Source organism: uncultured Clostridium sp. (genome assembly GCF_947039605.1).
Taxonomy (GTDB): domain Bacteria; phylum Bacillota; class Clostridia; order Clostridiales; family Clostridiaceae; genus Sarcina.
Window position 1 is genome coordinate 1 of sequence record NZ_CAMQZG010000050.1, and the last position, 20565, is coordinate 20565.

The following is a 20565-nucleotide window of genomic DNA, read 5'->3' on the forward strand; positions in this document are numbered from 1 at the left end:
GGAAGCTCAAGTCCTGCATCAACAAAAATTTGTTTAAAAAATAAAAACTTATAAATAGGGTCTTGAGTAATCTTATCAATTCTACCTTCAAAAAACTTTACAGTTTCAAGAGCAATTCTATAACGCTCCATTTTCTCTGTACTAAACTTAGAATAATCAGAATCATTATGTACTCTTTCTGGTTTTTGAATATTCTGGGTAGGAAGTTCTACACCCTCCATAACATAGTAGCCCTTTTCTCTAAGAGTTGGCATAATATCACTTGCAATCCACTCTCTAAATTCAATCCCAAGTGGCATTTTTGTGTAAGCTAGAAATCTATATAAACCTCTTTCATAGAATATAGTTATCTTTGGTACAAATTTTATATCACCTAGAACTTCTGAAAAGACTTCTTTAAATTCCTTTAACTCTTCTCCACTTATATTCTTATAATCCATTCCCTCTTTAAGTCTTTCTCTTTGTATACAATCAGAAACTGCTCTTCTTTCATTTGCATATCCAAAAAATTCTGCAATCTCCATACCAGTCCAGCAAATTTCTCCACCCCAAATTAAACTATTAAGATTTTTATTTTTAAATTTTTTCGTAATTAAATCATGCATTTTCATTTCTCCTTTTAGCTTTTTAATTTAATATCCCTACCATATTAGAGGTTGTGAGCACAATGCTCACAACCTCTACAAACCTTGCTATATATAAGCTTAGCTTGTAAATAGATTTTCAAAAGTTCTCTTTTCAATAAAATCACCTCACTTTTCAGAACTTTCTTAATCTACCTGTGGATAACTTCTCATTAATTTTATCCACAGCTTTTCCTAAAATTTAAAATAAAAAAATCCTCTAAAGATACCTAGTACTAAACTAAATATCTTTAGAGGATACATTTCAAAATCATATAATATAATCATCAAAACAATTCTCTATAAAAATCTTTAAACTCTTTTTGTATAAAAACTCAAAAATTGAACATAATACAATAGAAGTCTTTGATTTTAGGATTCTTTAGATAGTATCAGTATCTTTTGAATTTACAAGTGCACCAACACTTATAAAATCATGGACTTTTTTTACTTTGATATTATCTTGCCCCTTAATTTTAAGAATATACACACATAAAAATAGGTCATCAAATTAAATTTGATGACCTATTAACCATTGTTAGAACGTTCTTAACTCTTCCTCTATAAACGATGGAAGCTCAAGTCCTGCATCAACAAAAATTTGTTTAAAAAATAAAAACTTATAAATAGGGTCTTGAGTAATCTTATCAATTCTACCTTCAAAAAACTTTACAGTTTCAAGAGCAATTCTATAACGCTCCATTTTCTCTGTACTGAACTTAGAATAATCAGAATCATTATGTACTATTTCTGGTTTTTGAATATTCTGGGTAGGAAGTTCTACACCCTCCATAACATAATAGCCCTTTTCTCTAAGAGTTGGCATAATATCACTTGCAATCCATTCTCTAAATTCAATTCCAAGTGGCATTTTTGTATAAGCTAGGAATCTGTATAAACCTCTTTCATAGAATATAATTATTTTTGGGGCAAACTTTATTTCTTCTAATACCTCTACAAAAACTTCTTTAAATGCCTTTAATTCTTCTCCACTTAAAGTTTTATAATCTCTTCCTTCTTGAAGTTTTTCTGTTCTTATACAATCATTAATTGCTTTTCTTTTTTGAGTATATCCAAAGTATTCAACAATATCTACACCTACCCAGCAAACTTCATCATCCCAAATTAAGCTATTAAGATATTTATCCTTAAATTTTCTTGTAACTAAGTCATTCATTTTTTCATTTCTCCTTTTCACTTTAATCTACAAGGTTGTTACCATAATTGTAACGACCTCTACAAGCCTTGCTATTACTAACCTCAGCCTGTGGATAACTTTAAAACTGACTATTTCCACTCTAAAATTGTTCCTATATCTTATAAATTTCTACCAACCTGTGGATAACTTTTCATTAATTTTATCCACAGCCTTTCCTAAATTTAAAAACAAAAAAATCCTCTAAAGATACCTAGTACTAAACTAAATATCTTTAGAGGATACATTTCAAAATCATATAATATAATCATCAAAATAATTCTCTATAAAAATCTTTAAACTCTTTTTGTATAAAATCTCAAAAATTGAACATACTACAATAGAAGTCTTTGATTTTAGGATTCTTTAGATAATACCAGTATCTTTTGAATTTACAAGTGCGCTAACACTTATAAAATCATAGGCTTTTTTTACTTTGATATTATCTTGCCCTTTAAATTTGAGAATATACATTTATATAAATTAAAATCTCCTTAGTCATTATTGGCTAGGGAGATTTTTTTAAGTAGTATGTTTAATTTCATTTTCCGAAATTCAATTTTTTTATTTAGTCTTTGCTTCAACTATACTTAATTCATCTATTTCTTTAATTTTAATTACATTCTTCATACTCTCTTTTAAATTATTATTTAATATCTCTTCTTTAATAAAGGAAACATTTCCTTTTTTCATTGCTTTCCAGTCATTTTTAAAAGAATCTTTGAATTTATTATCAAAATCTCTCATAGTTAAAGCTTCATACACAAATAACCAATTTTTATTAAACTCATCTTCATCTACTACTAATTCTTTAGCATGATTTACTAATTCTTGCAGTTCTTTATCTTTTCCATTTTTTTTAAAATAAATATAACTAATAACTTTACATATACAGTCATTACACCTTATTATGTCCTCTACATTTAACTCTTCAATATCAAACTCATATTTTATTGCATAATAAACTGCATAGCTAATTATTTCATAGTTTTTTTCTTCAAGTCCTTTATTAAACAATTCTTGTGATAGTACTAATATATCTGCATTTTTAACCTCAAATTTTTTAAATATACTGTCCTCTAATATTAGTACTAAATATGGATATATAAGCGTTAGATGAAAAAACATTTTTATACAATATTTTTTAGCATTTTGAGTTAATATCTTATTTCCTAGCACTTTAAATGCATAACTTAATATAGCTGTATTCATTTTATGCTTTTTCATTAATTCAATAGCCCAATCCAAATATATTTGTACACCCTTGTAATCTAATTTATCTTTTTTCTCTAATATTGATATCAAATTAAGTTTGTTTATCCATTTTTCGCCTGAAATAACTGGTAGTTCTATTATTTCAGTTTTCTTATGATTTAAAACTAATCCAAATTCTCTTAGCTCATCTCTTAATTCATTTAAAAATCTCTGTGCTTCATCATGGCTCTTTACATAACATGTATAATCATCTATATTTCTAACGTATCTCCATTTACTTAAATTACTATCAATCTTACATAAAATAATCTCAGAAAGTAAATTGGAACTATGAGGTCCTATAAGTAGTCCTTGTGTTTCTCCATTTTTCATATATCGGACACATTTATCTAATTCGTTATTCCACCCTGTAGTTCTTTCTTGTTTTCCCAATTGTTTTCCAACTAATGCCCAACTTAATGAATGTGTATATATACTTGGAAAACAATTAGATATATCTGCTTTAACCTTATATTGTCTTCCTATTAATAAATTTAATTCAGGGTTTCCATCCTTTTTCCAATCAGTATAATTCATCTTAAATAGCTTATCACTATCTCGCACTTTCCTAATATGTATTCTACTAACTTTATAATCCTGATTTCCTGTTGTATCTATAAACATATTTTGTATTTTATCCCAATCTTCATATAATTTTTCACATAATTTTTGATATACTATCGGATTAGGTATTGCTAGTGGCCTTGGAACATTAGTATTTCTCATGCTTTCATAATATATATACGGTTTTTCTTTATTTTTACAAGATAGACTATTTTTTTTACAATATTCAAAAAATTTTATTGATGATAAAAATGGTGGCAATTTTTCTGTAAATAATCCTTCAGCTAATAAGCCTTTATATAGTTCATCTTTTGTTATGTCTTTTATGAAATCAATATATTTTTTCTCCATTTTATCCCCCTATTTCTCCCATTATATATATTTTTATATTTTATGTATAAAAAAATCATATCATTTACTTGCGATATGATTCTTTATAAAAATTTAAAATAGATCTTTTATCATTTATTCTCTTTATAATCACTAGTATATATATCTGCTAATAATACAATGTTTGTAGCAACTAAATTAATTGCATATATAGCTAAGTATTCAGGTACTATAACAACTTCCTCACCTTGTCCATGTCCAGATTTTCTATTTCTAAGAGTTGGTAGTCCAGCCTCTAATGTTGTTTGTAAACCACTTATACATTTTTTTAACCCTTCAAAATGATTTGATAAATGTTTTGGTATAAATTCTTCATCAACTAACTTCTTTATTAATGTTTTAGATGCATCCTTATCTTTATTATACTCATATCCCATTTTTTCACATATAGTTTTCATCATACTTTCAAATGATTTTTGCGCATTATTTATAGCATTTTTATACTCACCATTTCTATAATTTTTATGCGCTTCCATAAATTCATCATTAGGGCCTTCAAATTCTAACTCATATAAAATTTTTATAGCTGGCTTAACTATCTCAGCATGTGTTATCTCTCTATCTTTTCTTATAATTTTTTCGTTTATATACTCATAACCTATATTATTTTCCTTAAATCTATAATTTAATTCTTCTATTGCCCCATCAGCTTCTTGATTTATATTAAAACATTGTCTTTCAAGGGTGTAATTCTTTGGAACAACTGTTTCAATTGCTACAAAAGATACTTCAATTATATCTAATATTTCATCTGTTATACTATGATTAGATATAAATTCTATACACGCCTCTGTTTCAGTTTGATATTTACTCTCACCTAACACTCTCCAGCCTAATTCTCTAAGCATTATATTATGTATATATGCCCATGCTATATGACAATCGCCTATAGCATCTTCCCATATATGAATTATCTGATTCCTCAATTTCCCAGGAATTTCATCATACATATACATATCATCCACTATTCCTAATTCTTTCTTTTTTCTTTTTGAAAATGTTTCGAAAATCAACTGATCTTCCCCTCCTTTTATCTTCTTAAAATTATTTTTAATAACATATATATTATACAAAGAACCATATCGATTGTAAGTGATATGATTTTTCTCTATATTAAATTATTAAGGTCTATATCATATCCTAACTTTTTCATATCACGAGCAATATTAAATCTCCAAGCTTTCTGATTATCCAATTCAATATATACTATCCCTGATATATCATTTGGTTTTTCTATATCACTTTTAACTAGTGCACATACGTTTCTTCTTCCTAACTTTCCTATTAAATATCCATGTTCAAATACAACATTTTGTCTTGCCCTATTCTTCATATTATCTTTATCATTTATACTAGCCCCAATATCACAAGGCGTATATAATACAATTGCAAATCCTACATCTGAATATTCTTCTATTTTTTCTATTATTGTATTTCCTAAACTTGCTTGATTTTTAAGTACTATTGGGTCTAGTTTAATATCTTTAATAAATCCTACAACTTGTTCAAGTGCTAATTCATCATGTCCATGTACAATAAACACTTTATTTCCCCTTTTTTCTATATCATCAATTGCTAATTCATTTTCTACTATATCTTTCCTCTCCTTAATATAGATATCAAGTTCTTCCATATATGATGGTATTTCTTTTTCAATCTTAATGTGAAGTCTTTTATTATGTACATAGTCACTTGATTGGATTTTACTTTGATTTTCTTCATACCAATCTTTTAGCTTCTGAAGAAAATATCCAATCTCCCCTAAATCATTTTTATTTATTGAAGACTTTAACCCATCACATATATTTTTAACATATGCTTCACTAGTATAATCATCAATAGTTCCTACTATTCCATCAACATCAAGTTTCAATTTTTTTATAATATTCATACACTCATCCCCTTGGTATTATTTTCCACTCATTATAGTCAATATTATAACATATTTATACTTAATCTAATATTACTTATAATATGGTATTTTTATATACAAAAATAGCCTTAGGCAACTCATATCAATCCCTAAAGCTATAAACCTCATTTATTTATGGTACGGTTTTATTATGTCAATTGCAATTTAGTTTTTTCATTTCTTAACTTCTCAAGAATCCCTCTCAACTCTGAGCAATTACTGTATCTATCTTCTAACTCATATGCTAGACACTTCATAACTAAGTCTGCTTCTTCTTCACTTATATCCGTGATATCTATTAATCGCTTTAACATATCTGCCCCTGAAGGCGCTCTTCCCGTTAGTAAAAAATACCAAATAGCTCCAACTGAATAAATATCACTTCTGCAGTCTCTTAACTTGGAATTTTCAACAAGTTGTGGATCAGTATAAAGCCCTCCTGCAACTTGTTCACCCGTTTTAGTTAATTTAGTCTGTCCATCTATCTCTAAAAAAGCACTAATTCCAAAATCAATTATTTTATATCCTGATTTTTTTGAATACATATAATTACTTGGTTTCAAATCTCTATGTATAATTCCTTTATCATGTGCATATTCAAGCCCTTTCAACAATTCAATAATTGGTCGTAGACTATTACTAAATGATATATTAGAGTACTTTTTTGTTAATCCATTCATATCATATCCATCAATTAACTCCATTTGTATGAAAGACTTACCTTCTAATTTACCTATATTATATATTTGTATAATATTCGGATGTTGTAATTCAAAAAGCATTTTTGCCTCTCTAAAAAAACGTCTTTCACTTATGGCTTGTTCCTCATTATCTACAAATATTGGATCTAATACCTTTATCGCAAAGTCCAACTCTAATAATTCATGATGATATTTATATACTTGTCCAAATCCACCATGCCCTAAACGGTCACCTAAAACTATATTGTTTTCATTCTCTACTTCAATTATATCTTTTCTATCTTCTACACATAAAATTAATTTATTAATTTCTTCAGTAATATACCTTCTTCTATTTGCATAATCTGCATATTTCCCTTGCATATATCGTCTAAATTCTTCTGGTGACCTATGAACTTTTATAAATACAGGTATATTATGCTTTAAATATTCAATATCTAATATTTGCAAACGTATTTTTTGATACTCTTGTAAATTAAATTCTCCATTAGTAGCACATGCCAATAAACCACTTTTTAAACTTTCTAGTAAAAGTATTATTTCTTCTTTTATCATATAACTCTCCTATCAAAATATATAAATATACCTAATTATACCATTTAATTTAATTTTATTTTAGTTTTAGATTGCTACCATTTTAATTAACTAAAAAACCACACCTATTTATGGTACTCTTCTCTATATCGGTAGTAAGTGAGGTTTTTCTATTATTAAACATCACTCATATTTCTATTACAACGCCTAATTGAATTTGGTAACATAACATCAATTTCTTTCTCTGAAAAAGTTTGTTCTTCTTCCGTTTTTAATGCTTTTTGAGCTTCAGCATAACTTTTTGAATCAGTTCTAGGTGAATTCCTATATACTTTTGCAGTTCTATTTTGTAATTCATCACGTTTTAGCATAATTTCTTCCATTTCTAAAATTTCAAAATCTGTAAGCAAAGATACATACTCTTCTCTTATTTTCCACAATAAATCTGAAGCTTTTTGATGTTTCTGCGAAATTTCTGCCAAGTTAAAATTTTTAACATAAGTATTTAAAATTAGTAATAGCAATGATAAAAATGCTCCTATAATAGCTGATACTTTTTCACTTGATATTATAGTTACCAAAAAACTTCCCGTTGTCATTGCTGATAATATTATCTGTGCTATTTTAATATTCTCATTTACACGTAACAACTTATTTATTTTCTTATCATGACATGTTTGTGTATAAGTCACTCGCCCATAAGCTTCTCTTATCTGTGACTCTAATTTATATCCCTGACTAACTCGGGAATTTCGTTCCATAAATTTCCCTCCATTTTTGTTTTGCTTTATCATCATTAGCTTCATTATTAATAGCTTCTAATGATTTATTATACGCCTGTAAAGCCTTATTTTGAAAATCTCCAGTTTTCCAAATAGCTTTATTACTTCCTGGTTTTAACCAATAAGCTTGTGTCTTATCTATATCTTTTAGGTATTTAAAAAAGTCTCTACTCATCCAATCATAATATATATACGATTTATCTTTATATTCCCACTCTTTAATAAATTTATAAGCTAATGTATCAATTAATATTCCACTCATAGGTACATTGCATTTATTCTTCCATGCCCTAGCCATTCTACATAATCTTTTTAAGTTTTTATTTGTAAACTTATTCAGTTCATTCATAGCCTCAATTTCACTTCTTGGGTCTGTACTTTGCCAACTTCCTCCACCATTTGAATTTGGATATGTGTAACTCTTATCTGTATTAATAAACCCAGGAACAATTTCAAAATCAATTCCATCAGAAAATTTAATGCCTATAACCTGTCCGTCACCTCTTAAAAATGATGTACTATAAGTTTTTTGTAGAACCCCTTTAACTTCTTGTAATAATGCAGCTTGTCCATTATTTGAGTAATTATTGAATTTCTCATATGTACTATATGGTAATCGTACTATTATATCTATATCACTAGTAAATATCTCAGTTCCTCTCCCATATGACCCTGCATATAAACTATTATTATCTTCTGAACTATTATTCCAATAGTCTAAGTTTATTCTCTTAGTTATTTGATGATACCTATTTTGTATCCTTGTAACAGTATCATTATCCATTCTTAAATTCTTGCAGAATGTTTTAAAATTTTCACTTACTGACATAATCAATCCCCCTAAATTTTCTTATCTATATCATTATTACTACATTATACCAGAAAAAATTTTTAGCTTGTAACTAATTTTATCTCTTCTTAAATAAAAAAACTATATACCTTTTGAGTATGTAGTCTAATTACAATTACATATAAATAACCATAACCGCTCTTATAAAAAATATTGCATATGTATTATTTATTGTTATTATATTAATCTTTTTATTAGTAAATATAAAACACCTCTTATTTAAAACATCTATAATAGTTGCCACTACTTATGATATAGCATTTTCAGTAATTAAAATATCCTTAAACTAGTTATATCAATATCTAAGACTATAAACCGCACCTATTTATGGTACGGTTCATTATTACTTATTCTAAAAGCTCTATAAATCTGTTCAAGCAGCATTACCCTAAAAAGTTGATGAGGGAAAGTCATATTAGAGAAACATATTTTATGGTTTGCTCTTTTAAGCACTTCATCTGATATTCCAAGGCTTCCTCCAACTACAAATACTATGTTTGAGTTACCTGTTACTCCACATTGTTCTATAAACTTTGAAAACTCTTCTGATGTCATTTGCTTTGGTTTTAAATCCATTGCTATTACAAACATATTGTCTTTTATTTTTGATAGTATTAGTTTTCCTTCTTTTTCTTTTATCTGCTGTTCTTGTGCTAGTGATGCATTGTCTGGTGTTTTTTCATCTGGTAGTTCTAGCATTGTTAGTTTGCAGTATCTTGTTAGTCTTTTTGCGTATTCATCTATCGCCATTTTTAAGTATTTTTCTTTTAATTTCCCTACTGATATCACTGTTATGTTCATTTATTATTTATCCTCCATTTTACTTTTAAATATATATGTTTATTTCTTATGTTTATTTCTTATTTTTCTTTATCTTCTAAACAACATTTATATACCCAAGTATTATATCATTTCCAAACATTACTGTTATAAATGTTGCAAGACTTATGTATGGTACAAATGGTATGTATCTGCTTTTGTTACCTTTTGCAAGGCTTATTCCTGATATGATTCCCCCAATTATAAGTGCTATAAATAGGTCAAGACCTGTCCCAACTATGGACATGTATAGTGCTATAAATATAAATACTTCTATATCTCCTCCACCTAGTCCATCAAATTTTCTACTTACAATTTTTAAAAATCCAAGGATTAATATTGGTATTAGTACCGATAACATCTCTGTTACAACATCAGCCCCATCAAATATGTTTATAGTAGAGAATACTACTCCTCCAATTATTCCAACAATCGAAATTATTAGATATACTGACCTTGTTTTAACATCTATTATTGATGAGATTATTAAGATTGCAAAGAGGAATCCATATTTATAAAACTCATATATAAAGCCAAATTTTAGATATAAACTTATATATACTATTATTGTTATTGTACTAATTAAAATTAAAAAGTTTTTTTCATTTTTAATTCTATTTACTGCAAACATAACTATTTCAGGTAATTTCATACCTTGCGCAGCTTCCTCTCCAACAAAATCTTCAACTGCTATAAAATACGATATAAAATTTAGAACTACGCCTAGCATTGCTGCTATAATTAAAATAATTAAAATCATTTCTTCCTCCTTCATATAAAAAGACTTGTCTAAAAGACAAGTCTTAAAAGACAAGTCTTATAATTACTTCTGAACTATATATGGCTCTTTTACTAAGTAGCCATTCGAATCAATTATAATTTTTTTAGCTGGAACATTAGTTAAGACTTTTAAATTCCCTAAGTTTATATTAGGGTTATTAGTTGTAATATTGGCTGCTTTAAAACCTTTTAATATGCCTCTAGCATTTAAAAAGTTTACTACATTAACTACTTCTAAACTATTAAAAACTTGATCTGTAAGTGCTACATCACCTAATATTCCGAGTGCTGGTAAATCTGCTTGTTTAATACTAGATTTTGCATCTTTTAATATTGTACTAGCTGCTACCTGCATATTTTTTTGTCTTGATAGATTCCCTCTGTTCGTAACCTTTGGTACCACAACTGCTGCTGTAAATACTACAATTCCAAGTACAAATATTACGCTTACAAGTCCTACACCTTTTTTCTTTTTAAATAAATTCATTATATCCTCCTAGAGCTTAAAGCTTATTTAGATATATTTTGTGCAGAACTCACAGTTATTATATAAGTTTTTTTAAACTTTTATCTAATTTATTAATATTCTAAGTTTTCATTTGCAAATATAACATGGATTCTATCTTTGTTTCAAAAATAAAGGATAGACAGAAATATTCTGTCTATCCATCTAGTTAATTATTTTCCACAACATTTCTTGTATTTTTTTCCGCTTCCGCATGTACAAGGATCGTTTCTTCCAATTTTAACTTCATTAACTAATGTTTTTGATTTTTTGTATGATTTCTCAATTTCTTCTCTTTTCTCTACTGAGAATATAGCTTCCCATTGAGGTAACTCGAATAAGTAATCAGCTTTAGCATCTAACATGTTGAAGTATAATCCTTCAAAGTTAACATCTAATGTGATTTCTGTGTTCTCGTCTACTTTTTCTAAATCATAAGGTGCTCTTAAACTATCGTTTATTCCATCTAAGAATCCCATTACGAATTCGTTTGTTGTAGCAAATTCTTTAGCTAAATCGCTAAGTTTAGTAACTTTAACCTCTGAGTGATTTGATAATAACTCTTTGTATATTCTTGTTTCAACATCCATATACTCTGACCAGAATGCTTCCTCACCTTTTGTCTTAACATATTCCACAACCATATCTGTCCACTGTTTGTATAAACTCATATCTTGTATCTCCTTTTGAATCATCATATTCTTAAACTTATTATATATTTTTCATTGTATAAATTTCAAGCCTTATTTAATATTAAGTAAAATACTTATAATAAAGTACTCTATTTAACTGAAATATAGGCATTAAAACTCTTTAAATATACTATATTTCTATGTAATTGCTTGGTTCATGTCTTTTTGCTATTGTAAGCTTTAAATCTGTTTTATAGTCTAGTCCATTTTCTTCTAGGATATTAACAACTGCTCTATATGCAAGTTCTGGCATATTGTTAGTATTACTAAGGTGTCCAAGGACTATTCTTTTAAACTTTTCATCTTCTACAATATCAACAATTGCCTGTGCACAGTCTTCATTACATAGATGACCTACTTCACTTAAAACTCTTCTTTTTAAATCATAATGATATGGGCCAAATTTGACCATTTCAACATCATGGTTTGCTTCTAAAAGAATTATATCAGAATCTTTTACATTTCTTCTTATTTCCTCTGTGAATGTTCCTATATCTGTTACAATACTACTTTTTTTACCTTCTAAATCTGTAATTGTATACCCCATAGCTGCAACTGCATCATGAGGTATATTAAAGGCTTGTATATCTAGGTCGTCTATTTTAGTTAGACTTCTTTTTTCTATAATTTTTATGTTTTTTTCTTTTATATTCCCAATCTTTGGTTTCATCTCATTCCAAGTCGCTTCATTAGCATAAATAGGTATATCAAGTTTTCTTGATATAATTCCTACCCCCTTGATATGATCACCATGTTCGTGTGTTACAAAAATCCCTTTTATCTCTTCTGGGTTTTGTTTGATTCTTTCTAAAGCTTCAAGCATTTTTTTACCTGGCACGCCAACATCTACAAGCACTTTAGTCTTTTTTGAACCAACCAATATGCAGTTTCCACTGCTTCCACTATATAATGAGCAAAAAATCATCTTTTTTTACCACCTAAACATCTATTCTTTTAATGTTAGCTCCAAGATTGTTGAATTTCTCTTCTATGTGAGGGTATCCTCTATCTATATGTCCTATGTTTCCAATGATAGTATCACCATCAGCTATTAAACCAGCTATAACCATAGCAGCTCCAGCTCTTAAATCAGTAGCTTCAACTTCTGTACCTTTAAGACCTTCAACTCCATGTATAACCGCTTTTCTTCCTTCAACTTCTATGTTAGCACCCATTTTATTAAGTTCTTCTGCATGCTTGTGTCTGTTTTCCCATATGCTTTCAATTATAGTACTTTCACCTTTAACTGTTGTTAAAAGAGCTGCCATTGGCTGCTGTACATCTGTTGGGAATCCTGGGTAAGGTGCAGTTTTAATTTTTATTCCTTTTAAAGGTGAATCAACATATACTCTGATAGTATCATCGCCTTCTTCAATTTTAACACCCATTTCTAAAAGTTTAGCACTTATTGATTCTAAGTGTTTTGGAATAATATTAGTTAAAGTTACATCACCTTTAGTAGCTGCTGCTGCTATCATAAATGTTCCTGCTTCAATTTGGTCTGGAACTACACTGTAGTCGCATCCTTTAAGCTCTTGAACACCTTTAATTCTGATAACATCTGTACCAGCTCCTTTAATGTTAGCTCCCATAGTATTTAAGAAGTTAGCTACATCAACAACGTGTGGTTCTCTAGCTACATTTTCTAAAATAGTAGTTCCCTCGGCAAGAGTTGCTGCTATCATAACATTTATAGTAGCTCCAACACTTACAACATCAAAGAATATATTTGTTCCGATTAATCTGTCAGCTTTAATATCAACTGCAGTTTCAGAAATTTCAACTTCAGCACCTAAAGCTTCAAAACCTTTTATATGTTGATCTATTGGTCTAACCCCGATAGGGCATCCACCTGGAAGTTCAACTCTAGCCTTTTTAAATCTTGCAAGTAAAGCTCCTATAAAATAGTATGATGCTCTCATTCTTCTTACGTCTTCTGTACAAGCACTTGTGTTTGAAAGATTTTCTGAATTAATTTCGATTGTATTTACTCCTGTCTTTTCAACTGTACAACCTAAACTTTCTATTATTCTTTCTAAACAATGAACGTCAGCAATATCAGGTACATTTTCTATTACACATCTACCCTTGCTAGCCATTATAGCAGCTGGTAATATTGCAACCGCTGCATTTTTTGCTCCATTTATTTCAACAAAACCTTTTAGAGAGCTGCCTCCCTTAACGATTAACTTTTTCATCCATTTCACCCTTACTATCTCTTTTATTTATAAAATAGTTCCTATATATATACTTTTCCATTTTTTACTTTTTTATTCAATTTTTTCTTTTAATTATCCATTTTAACTCTTTTTTTGCTTTTTTTTTACTTTCGTAAACATCCACGATTAACATTATATCAATAATAGGTCAATATTTAAAGCTATTTTTAGCATATACATAGCCAATAACCCCAATTACCAAAAACTTATTGTATTTTCATTAACATCCTTAATAGTATTATTCCAACAAAAGAATAATTTGTTTTATTAATTATTGTTATGTTATAATTTAAACGTATAAATATGGTATATTTAAGTTTATTTTAAGTGAGGGTTAATTATGAAATATTACTTAGTTGCCCTATTCGATGATGAGTCATATGAACGAATAGAGCCAATAAAGAGAAACGTTCTAAAAAAATACAGATTACCTAGACACCAGCTCTCATCACATATTACGCTTAAAACAATGGAGAGCCCAGATTTAGAGGAGCTTTACGTGGTCCTAAGCAAGATTTTCAAACCTTATAAAAAGTTCAAAGTAGAACTTACAGGTGATATTTTTTCTTATGAAAATAATGCAAAGAATATAAACTTAAAGATTGAAAATAAAGGTTATCTTAATAAAATCCATCGTTCATTGAATGATATGTTGAAATTACACAATTTTTCAACAAGAGATGATAAAAAGTACCTTTCTGTTGCATTAAGCACAGGAGCAGTGTCAACTAGAGATAGAAAAGAGCATTCAAATGCTTTAGTAAACAAAGGAAATCATAATTGTAAGACAGTAAAAATAGATAGAGTTGAACTTTGGAAAGTATCTAGTAAAAAGGAAACTATTCTAAAAAGTTACAATCTCAGAGTATATTAATATAAAGGCCACAGTAAATGTTAAATCATTTATCGTGGCTTTTTTTATACTTACTTCTATTTTTTGCTCATTTAGACATACTAATTATGAGGTGATTTAAATTGTTTGGTATTGTTTTTTCTATTATTGCGGGTCTTACTATGAGTCTACAAGGTGTTTTTAATACTAGAGTTTCTGAGAAAATTGGACTTTGGGAAACTAATTTAATTGTTCAGGGTACTGCTTTTCTTTTTACACTTATTGTGTACTTCTTTTTTAAAAGTGGAAATTTAGCTAATCTTAAATCTACTAATAAGCTTTATCTTCTAGGCGGGTTTATTGGTGTTATCATAACTTATACTGTTATGAGAGGAATAGACAGCCTTGGGCCAACTTTTTCTATATCTATAATTCTTATATCTCAATTGCTTAGCGCAGCACTTATAGATGCTCTTGGGCTTTTTAACACTACTAAAATAAATTTTCATTGGAATAATTATCTTGGTATAGCACTTATGCTTATAGGAATATTATTATTTCAATTTAAGAAATAATATATAACAAATAAAATTTACGTACATATAATATAAGGAAATCAATTCAGGAGTATTTTTATGTTTTTTAAGAATAAAAAAATTTCATCAAAACTTACTACCTTTATTAAAGCAAATTATTATGACTCATATAGAGTTTTAATAGAGTTTAAAAAGTTTCATAAAGAATTTGATAAAATAATTCATAGCCTTGGTGGAAAAGTTATCTTTAATTTTAGTCATACTAATTTGATTTGTGCTAATTTGCCCCCTCGTGCTATAAATAGACTTGTTGAATATCCTGAGGTTTCTTATATTTCTATTGATGATTATTGCTTTTTATGTGGGATTAGCCTGTCTACTATAAATGGTATTAGATCTACTACTCCTTTTAACCTAACTGGCAAAGGTGTAAAAATAGCATTAATTGATAGTGGTACATTTCCACATCCTGATTTATCATCTCCTAATAGAATTTTAGCCTTTAAAGATTTAATTAATGACTCTAATTTTCCTTATGATGATAATGGGCATGGAACTGCTATATCCACATTGCTTTGTGGTAGTGGAATATCGTCAAAATTTAAGTATAAAGGAATTGCTGAAAAAAGCTCTCTTCTTTCATACAAGGCCTTTAACGAAAGTGGCAAAGCAAACTTTTCTGATGTCTTAATAGCCTTAGAGTCTATTATTGAGGATACACAGAAACATACTATAAAGCTATTATGTATGCCATTTGAAAGCTTTAACTCTACACTAAGACATATAAAATATTTTGATAATTTACTTAATATAATTGTTTCTAAGGGTATTATTCCAATAATGCCTGTAGGTAGTACTGATAATTCTAGTCCTATAAATGGACTTGCTAATTCTGATAATGTTATTACCGTTGCTGGTGTTAATAATGATTTTTCACTTTTTAGGTATTCATCTAAGGCAAATCTTCATAAGAAAATAGATATTTGTGCAAAGTGTTCTAATGTTTCTTGTGGCACAACCGTAACCTCTTATGTATCACAGCGAGGTATAAGCAAAATATATCCACCAAAATTAAAAGAGTTTTATAAATCTTATTCTGGAACTTCTGTTGCAACTGCTTATATTTGTGGTATCTGTGCTTTGCTTCTTGAAAAATATCCTAACTATAATTTTCATGATGTTTCATCTAGGATTGAACTTTGTTCTGTGCAAGTAGATGATTTGAGCTACCGGAATATTGGCAATGGAACTTTAGACCTTGATTTATTTCTACAATAGAAAAAGCATTTCAATTAAAAAATTGAAATGCTTTTTTCACTTAATATATTAAAAATCATAGCCCTATTCCTAAAATAAATTATTTGAAATATTTCATTGGATTTATTGCTTTGCCATTATTTCTTAACTCAAAGTGTATGTGAGGTCCTGTACTTCTTCCTGTACTGCCCACCTCGGCTATTTTATCTCCCTTACTCACTCTTTGCCCTGTTGCGCAGGTAAGTTTGCTAGCATGTGCATATAAAGTTTCTACACCACTACCATGATTTAATATAACCACATTTCCATACCCTCCAAGCCAGCCTGCATATTTAACGACCCCTTCAAATGATGCTGCTATTGAATCTCCTGTTCTACCATTTAAATCTATGCCTGAATGATGTTCAGTTCCCCATCTTCTTCCGTAAGGTGAGTTGATCATAACATCCTTACTTGGGTAACTAAGAAATGCAAACCCACTAGCTACTGGGTTTTGAATTCCTTTATAAACTATATTATCTGTAGGTTTCTTTATAACTTTCTCTGCTAAAACTTCAGTTCTAACTAAAGTACCATCAACATAAACCTTTTTCTTCTCTACTTCTTTTGAACCAATTGTTCCTTCTTTTCTCATAACTTCGCCAAGACAAAGTTTTTCACTAACAACTTCTGCTGTTCTTGGTTTTATAGCCTCTATGTCTTTTGTAACTTCTAAAACTTCAACATTACCTATTTTATTATTTCTATTAGAATTTAAAGATTCTATATTATCTAATATTTCAGTTGTACTGCTAAGTTTACCAATTTTCACTTTTTCCTTGTTATAACTAACATCCCCTTGAACTGCAACGCTCACAATAAGTTCTTCATCAACCAGATTACTCTCAACTGCTTTTTTCTTTAAGTTATCAATAACTTTATCACCAAGTATAAAGTCCTCTACATACCCTATATTAACCTCATCAATGTACATTCCATAAGCATCAACGCCAACATTTAAAACACTAATCATGTTCTCTCTTAGTTCTTCACCAGATGTAACATTTCTTAAATCACTTGTGTTTTCAAATTTTAAAGTGTTTTTACCTTTGTCTACTTCTGAAAATTTATAATTTATATCATCAAATATTTCATCATAAATTTCTTTTAAGTCCTCCTTGTCTTGAACATAGCCAACAAAAGTATTGTTAACATAACCCTTATACAAACTTGTCATTCCATATCCATTTGAAAAAAAGATTAAAATAACTAGAAGAAAACTATATCTTCTAGTACATCTCAGAAAAGTATCCATAAATTAAAAACTCCTTCTATATTATTGTGTAAAAAAAAGCACAATAATTAATATTTCCTTAATTCAAATAAATTATACATTTAATTTTGTTTTGCTTTAAAATCAAATGCTTGTTGAGTGTTATTTTTCAGTTTGTTATAATGAACTATATACTTGAAACTTATTAATATATGAAAGGTAGATTTACAATATGAGTACTTTTATGCTAAAAAATACAGCAGCGGAATTTACTCCTCTTAGTCATGTCTTTATAGATAACTATATGGCTAGTGCAAGGGGTGAATTTGTTAAGGTTTATATTCTTTTATTAAAATGCACTACAAGTGGTGAACTAGGTGTTAGTTCTGATATTATAGCTACAAAACTTGGATTATTAGAATCTGAAGTTAATAACGCTTTAAAATATTGGAACAATGAAGGTGTAATAAAACTTATCCCAATTGATAAAATGGCCAACTTCGAAGTCGAATTTATCAACTTATCACAAAAAGATTCAACAGAAAGCGAAAAGGTTAATTTATTAAGTGCTTTAGAAAAAGATTCAAACAAAGATATGCTAAAAGATATAGAATCTTTATTAAATCGACCTTTATCAAATAAAGAAATCGAAATGTATCTATCATGGACTAATGAACTTGGATTTTCACTTGAACTTATATTATTCCTTATAGAGTATTGTGTTTCTAAAAATAAGCGTACAGCGAATTATATAGAACAAGTTGCACTAGGATGGCATGATTCAGGTATAAAATCTATTGAAGATGCTAATAAATATATGGCAAAGTCTGAAGACAAGTGGGTTAAGATAAGATCTATTCTTAAATATTTAGGAATTAACAATGATGATATAATGAAACCTCAGCAAGATATAATAGAAAAGTGGTTATTCACTTATAATTTTGAAGTAGAAGTAATTCAAAAAGCTTGTGATGTCTGTTTTGAAAAGATAAATAAAGCTAATTTTAAATATATTGATGGAATTCTGTCTAATTGGTTTAAGGATAATCTTAAAACAGTACAAGAAATTGATGCATCTATTCAAAATAAAAATGCTAAAACAATTAATAGAACAACAGGAATAAACAAAAATATAAATAATACAGCTAAAAAGTCTCTTAGATTTTCAAATTATGTTCAGCGTGAATATGATTATGAATCATTAGAAGAAGAACTATTAGGGTGGGATGATTAATGCAAAAAGGTATTAAAACTAAGATATTAAATTCTTATGAGAAAACTAGAGAACTAGAAAAGAGCAAACTTTCTAAAAGAATTACTGAAATAAGGACTAAACATCCTGATATAGCAGAACTAGATACTAGAATTTCAACTCTTTGTACAAAACTAGCTATAATAGCACTAAAAAATTCTTCAAATAAAGCGCAGGAGATTGATTCACTAAAAAATTTAGTAGAAGATATAAGAGCACAAAAATTTGAGGCATTAGTTGCTAATGGTTATGCTACAGATTATCTTAACCTACACTATATCTGTAAAGAATGCAAAGATACTGGTTATCTTGGTGTTAAAAAATGTTCTTGTTATAATAGAAGGTATATTGAAATTTTATTAAAAGACTCTGAAATTTCAGAATTACTTACTCGAAATAATTTCTCTAATTTTACTTTAGCTCATTATAGAGCAAATAAAATGGATCACGAAAAAATTTCTCCAAAAGAGAATATGCAAATGCTAGTGGATAATATCCAAGAGAGTTATCTAGAAAACTTTGATACACACGAGAGAAATCTTCTTTTCACTGGTGGCCCTGGGACAGGAAAGTCATTTTTATCTCACTGTATTGCAAAAGAATTAATGGATAAAGGTAATTTTGTTATTTATAGAACTTCAGATGAACTACTTACTGATTTAAAAGATATAAAGTTCAATAATAATAAAAATCTAGAATCATCAATTGTTAATTGTGATTTACTTATAATAGATGATCTTGGTGCAGAGCAAATAACTGAATTCTCAATTACTGAGTTATTTACTTTCTTAAACAAAAAACTTCTTAAAAGAAAAAAAATGATTATCTCAACAAACTTTACTATAGAATCTCTTAAACATAATTATGATGAAAGAATTATGTCTAGGTTATTAGGTAATTTTAATATGATGAAATTTATTGGTGATGATATTAGAATAGAAATGAAGAAGAAAAAGAAAAGAACATAAGCTTAATCTGCTATGTTCTTTTTCTCTGTATAAAAATATATATTTAGATAGCAAAAAAAGCCCTACGAATAGGACTTTTTCTTATCTCTTTTACGCTTTGGCGACTCAGAAGGGATTCGAACCCTCGACCCCTGGCGTGACAGGCCAGTACTCTAACCAACTGAGCTACTGAGCCATTTTCTGGTGGTCGCAACAGGGCTCGAACCTGTGACCCCCTGCTTGTAAGGCAGGTGCTCTCCCAGCTGAGCTATGCGACCTAAAATGGTGACCCCTAGGGGAATCGAACCCCTGTTACCACCGTGAAAGGGTGGTGTCTTAACCGCTTGACCAAGGGGCCGCATAGTACTCTAATATTTAATTATTAAAGATTTTTTTAAAAAATGGAGCTAGCAATCGGACTTGAACCGATAACCTGCTGATTACAAATCAGCTGCTCTGCCAATTGAGCCATGCCAGCATGATTTAAACCAACTATTATTTTAAAATGGCGACTCAGAAGGGACTCGAACCCTCGACCCCCGGCGTGACAGGCCGGTACTCTAACCAGCTGAGCTACTGAGCCACATAAAATAATATATTGTTTAATTTTAAAATGGTGGTCGCAACAGGGTTCGAACCTGTGACCCCCTGCTTGTAAGGCAGGTGCTC

General features: G+C 28.9%; 20 protein-coding genes and 5 tRNA genes. 5 read left to right on the forward strand and 20 right to left on the reverse strand.

Annotation, left to right across the window (positions count from 1 at the left end):
• The 14 genes from Q0V24_RS14335 to Q0V24_RS14400 form a co-directional block, all read right to left on the reverse strand.
• Positions 1-605 (reverse strand): BRO family protein (locus Q0V24_RS14335; RefSeq protein WP_297522474.1); only part of this gene is annotated, 605 nt, incomplete at its 3' end.
• Between the two features lie 556 nt (positions 606-1161).
• On the reverse strand, positions 1162-1800 hold the full coding sequence (locus tag Q0V24_RS14340) for a BRO family protein (protein ID WP_297522475.1): 639 nt from the start codon (positions 1798-1800) through the stop codon (positions 1162-1164).
• A 582-nt stretch (positions 1801-2382) separates the two neighbouring features.
• Positions 2383-3987 (reverse strand): RNA-directed DNA polymerase, encoded by a 1605-nt coding sequence (locus Q0V24_RS14345; RefSeq protein WP_297522476.1) that lies wholly within the window; start codon positions 3985-3987, stop codon positions 2383-2385.
• A gap of 110 nt (positions 3988-4097) precedes the next feature.
• Entirely contained in the window at positions 4098-5039 is a 942-nt protein-coding gene (locus Q0V24_RS14350; RefSeq protein WP_297522477.1) for an STM4504/CBY_0614 family protein, read from the reverse strand.
• A 95-nt stretch (positions 5040-5134) separates the two neighbouring features.
• Positions 5135-5917, reverse strand: a complete 783-nt coding sequence (locus Q0V24_RS14355; protein ID WP_297522478.1) for a nucleotide-binding protein — start codon at positions 5915-5917, stop codon at positions 5135-5137.
• Between the two features lie 170 nt (positions 5918-6087).
• Positions 6088-7194: a serine/threonine-protein kinase gene (locus tag Q0V24_RS14360; RefSeq protein WP_297522479.1), complete on the reverse strand. Its 1107-nt coding sequence runs from the start codon at positions 7192-7194 to the stop codon at positions 6088-6090.
• 155 nt (positions 7195-7349) lie between these two features.
• Entirely contained in the window at positions 7350-7934 is a 585-nt protein-coding gene (locus Q0V24_RS14365; protein ID WP_297522480.1) for an SLATT domain-containing protein, read from the reverse strand.
• Positions 7912-8784, reverse strand: a complete 873-nt coding sequence (locus Q0V24_RS14370) for a nucleotidyltransferase (protein WP_297522481.1) — start codon at positions 8782-8784, stop codon at positions 7912-7914. Before Q0V24_RS14370 ends, Q0V24_RS14365 begins: the two co-directional genes overlap by 23 nt.
• Before the next feature lie 342 nt (positions 8785-9126).
• Positions 9127-9606 carry a 23S rRNA (pseudouridine(1915)-N(3))-methyltransferase RlmH gene (gene rlmH, locus Q0V24_RS14375; protein WP_297522482.1) on the reverse strand — a complete coding sequence of 160 codons (480 nt, stop codon included), beginning with the start codon at positions 9604-9606 and terminating at the stop codon, positions 9127-9129.
• 76 nt (positions 9607-9682) lie between these two features.
• A complete protein-coding gene (locus Q0V24_RS14380) occupies positions 9683-10384 on the reverse strand; it encodes an A24 family peptidase (RefSeq protein WP_297522483.1) in 702 nt (233 codons plus the stop codon).
• A gap of 63 nt (positions 10385-10447) precedes the next feature.
• Positions 10448-10891, reverse strand: coding sequence for a hypothetical protein (locus Q0V24_RS14385; protein ID WP_297522484.1), 444 nt, complete (start codon positions 10889-10891; stop codon positions 10448-10450).
• Positions 10892-11082: 191 nt separating this feature from the next.
• Complete coding sequence (locus tag Q0V24_RS14390; RefSeq protein WP_297522485.1) at positions 11083-11580, reverse strand: SEC-C metal-binding domain-containing protein; 498 nt, start codon at positions 11578-11580, stop codon at positions 11083-11085.
• A 151-nt stretch (positions 11581-11731) separates the two neighbouring features.
• Positions 11732-12526 carry an MBL fold metallo-hydrolase gene (locus Q0V24_RS14395; RefSeq protein ID WP_297522486.1) on the reverse strand — a complete coding sequence of 265 codons (795 nt, stop codon included), beginning with the start codon at positions 12524-12526 and terminating at the stop codon, positions 11732-11734.
• A 13-nt stretch (positions 12527-12539) separates the two neighbouring features.
• Positions 12540-13799, reverse strand: coding sequence for a UDP-N-acetylglucosamine 1-carboxyvinyltransferase (locus Q0V24_RS14400; protein WP_297522487.1), 1260 nt, complete (start codon positions 13797-13799; stop codon positions 12540-12542).
• Positions 13800-14160: 361 nt separating this feature from the next.
• Between Q0V24_RS14400 and Q0V24_RS14405 the strand changes: the two genes are divergently transcribed.
• The 3 genes from Q0V24_RS14405 to Q0V24_RS14415 all read left to right on the forward strand — a co-directional run bounded on the left by Q0V24_RS14405 (position 14161) and on the right by Q0V24_RS14415 (position 16466).
• Positions 14161-14694 (forward strand): hypothetical protein, encoded by a 534-nt coding sequence (locus Q0V24_RS14405; RefSeq protein ID WP_297522488.1) that lies wholly within the window; start codon positions 14161-14163, stop codon positions 14692-14694.
• Positions 14695-14795: 101 nt separating this feature from the next.
• Complete coding sequence (locus Q0V24_RS14410) at positions 14796-15227, forward strand: DMT family transporter (protein ID WP_297522489.1); 432 nt, start codon at positions 14796-14798, stop codon at positions 15225-15227.
• Positions 15228-15287: 60 nt separating this feature from the next.
• Entirely contained in the window at positions 15288-16466 is a 1179-nt protein-coding gene (locus Q0V24_RS14415) for a S8 family serine peptidase (protein WP_297522490.1), read from the forward strand.
• Positions 16467-16545: 79 nt separating this feature from the next.
• On the opposite strand, the gene Q0V24_RS14420 is transcribed toward Q0V24_RS14415, so the two are convergent.
• A complete protein-coding gene (locus Q0V24_RS14420) occupies positions 16546-17739 on the reverse strand; it encodes a peptidoglycan DD-metalloendopeptidase family protein (protein ID WP_297522491.1) in 1194 nt (397 codons plus the stop codon).
• A gap of 190 nt (positions 17740-17929) precedes the next feature.
• Between Q0V24_RS14420 and Q0V24_RS14425 the strand changes: the two genes are divergently transcribed.
• Together Q0V24_RS14425 and Q0V24_RS14430 are read left to right on the forward strand one after the other, a co-directional pair.
• Positions 17930-18931, forward strand: coding sequence for a DnaD domain protein (locus tag Q0V24_RS14425; RefSeq protein WP_297522492.1), 1002 nt, complete (start codon positions 17930-17932; stop codon positions 18929-18931).
• Entirely contained in the window at positions 18931-19917 is a 987-nt protein-coding gene (locus Q0V24_RS14430) for an ATP-binding protein (protein WP_297522493.1), read from the forward strand. Before Q0V24_RS14425 ends, Q0V24_RS14430 begins: the two co-directional genes overlap by 1 nt.
• A 98-nt stretch (positions 19918-20015) precedes the next feature.
• On the opposite strand, the gene Q0V24_RS14435 is transcribed toward Q0V24_RS14430, so the two are convergent.
• From Q0V24_RS14435 to Q0V24_RS14455, 5 genes are all read right to left on the reverse strand, one after another.
• Positions 20016-20092: transfer RNA gene (locus Q0V24_RS14435), tRNA-Asp, on the reverse strand.
• 6 nt (positions 20093-20098) lie between these two features.
• Positions 20099-20174: transfer RNA gene (locus Q0V24_RS14440), tRNA-Val, on the reverse strand.
• A gap of 5 nt (positions 20175-20179) precedes the next feature.
• Positions 20180-20254: transfer RNA gene (locus Q0V24_RS14445), tRNA-Glu, on the reverse strand.
• A gap of 44 nt (positions 20255-20298) precedes the next feature.
• Positions 20299-20374, reverse strand: a tRNA-Thr gene (locus Q0V24_RS14450).
• Positions 20375-20402: 28 nt separating this feature from the next.
• Positions 20403-20479 (reverse strand) — tRNA-Asp (locus tag Q0V24_RS14455).
• Between the last annotated feature and the right edge of the window lie 86 nt (positions 20480-20565).

What these genes read in the sequence shown, in the direction of transcription:
- Q0V24_RS14365 (WP_297522480.1), bottom strand. Translation starts at nt 7,934, where the DNA reads ATGGAACGAAATTCCCGAGTTAGTCAGGGATATAAATTAGAGTCACAG.
- Q0V24_RS14385 (WP_297522484.1), bottom strand. Translation starts at nt 10,891, where the DNA reads ATGAATTTATTTAAAAAGAAAAAAGGTGTAGGACTTGTAAGCGTAATA.
- Q0V24_RS14340 (WP_297522475.1), bottom strand. Translation starts at nt 1,800, where the DNA reads ATGAATGACTTAGTTACAAGAAAATTTAAGGATAAATATCTTAATAGC.
- rlmH (WP_297522482.1), bottom strand. Translation starts at nt 9,606, where the DNA reads ATGAACATAACAGTGATATCAGTAGGGAAATTAAAAGAAAAATACTTA.
- Q0V24_RS14360 (WP_297522479.1), bottom strand. Translation starts at nt 7,194, where the DNA reads ATGATAAAAGAAGAAATAATACTTTTACTAGAAAGTTTAAAAAGTGGT.
- Q0V24_RS14380 (WP_297522483.1), bottom strand. Translation starts at nt 10,384, where the DNA reads ATGATTTTAATTATTTTAATTATAGCAGCAATGCTAGGCGTAGTTCTA.
- Q0V24_RS14420 (WP_297522491.1), bottom strand. Translation starts at nt 17,739, where the DNA reads ATGGATACTTTTCTGAGATGTACTAGAAGATATAGTTTTCTTCTAGTT.
- Q0V24_RS14395 (WP_297522486.1), bottom strand. Translation starts at nt 12,526, where the DNA reads ATGATTTTTTGCTCATTATATAGTGGAAGCAGTGGAAACTGCATATTG.
- Q0V24_RS14425 (WP_297522492.1), top strand. Translation starts at nt 17,930, where the DNA reads ATGAGTACTTTTATGCTAAAAAATACAGCAGCGGAATTTACTCCTCTT.
- Q0V24_RS14355 (WP_297522478.1), bottom strand. Translation starts at nt 5,917, where the DNA reads ATGAATATTATAAAAAAATTGAAACTTGATGTTGATGGAATAGTAGGA.
- Q0V24_RS14405 (WP_297522488.1), top strand. Translation starts at nt 14,161, where the DNA reads ATGAAATATTACTTAGTTGCCCTATTCGATGATGAGTCATATGAACGA.
- Q0V24_RS14415 (WP_297522490.1), top strand. Translation starts at nt 15,288, where the DNA reads ATGTTTTTTAAGAATAAAAAAATTTCATCAAAACTTACTACCTTTATT.
- Q0V24_RS14400 (WP_297522487.1), bottom strand. Translation starts at nt 13,799, where the DNA reads ATGAAAAAGTTAATCGTTAAGGGAGGCAGCTCTCTAAAAGGTTTTGTT.
- Q0V24_RS14430 (WP_297522493.1), top strand. Translation starts at nt 18,931, where the DNA reads ATGCAAAAAGGTATTAAAACTAAGATATTAAATTCTTATGAGAAAACT.
- Q0V24_RS14345 (WP_297522476.1), bottom strand. Translation starts at nt 3,987, where the DNA reads ATGGAGAAAAAATATATTGATTTCATAAAAGACATAACAAAAGATGAA.
- Q0V24_RS14390 (WP_297522485.1), bottom strand. Translation starts at nt 11,580, where the DNA reads ATGAGTTTATACAAACAGTGGACAGATATGGTTGTGGAATATGTTAAG.
- Q0V24_RS14370 (WP_297522481.1), bottom strand. Translation starts at nt 8,784, where the DNA reads ATGTCAGTAAGTGAAAATTTTAAAACATTCTGCAAGAATTTAAGAATG.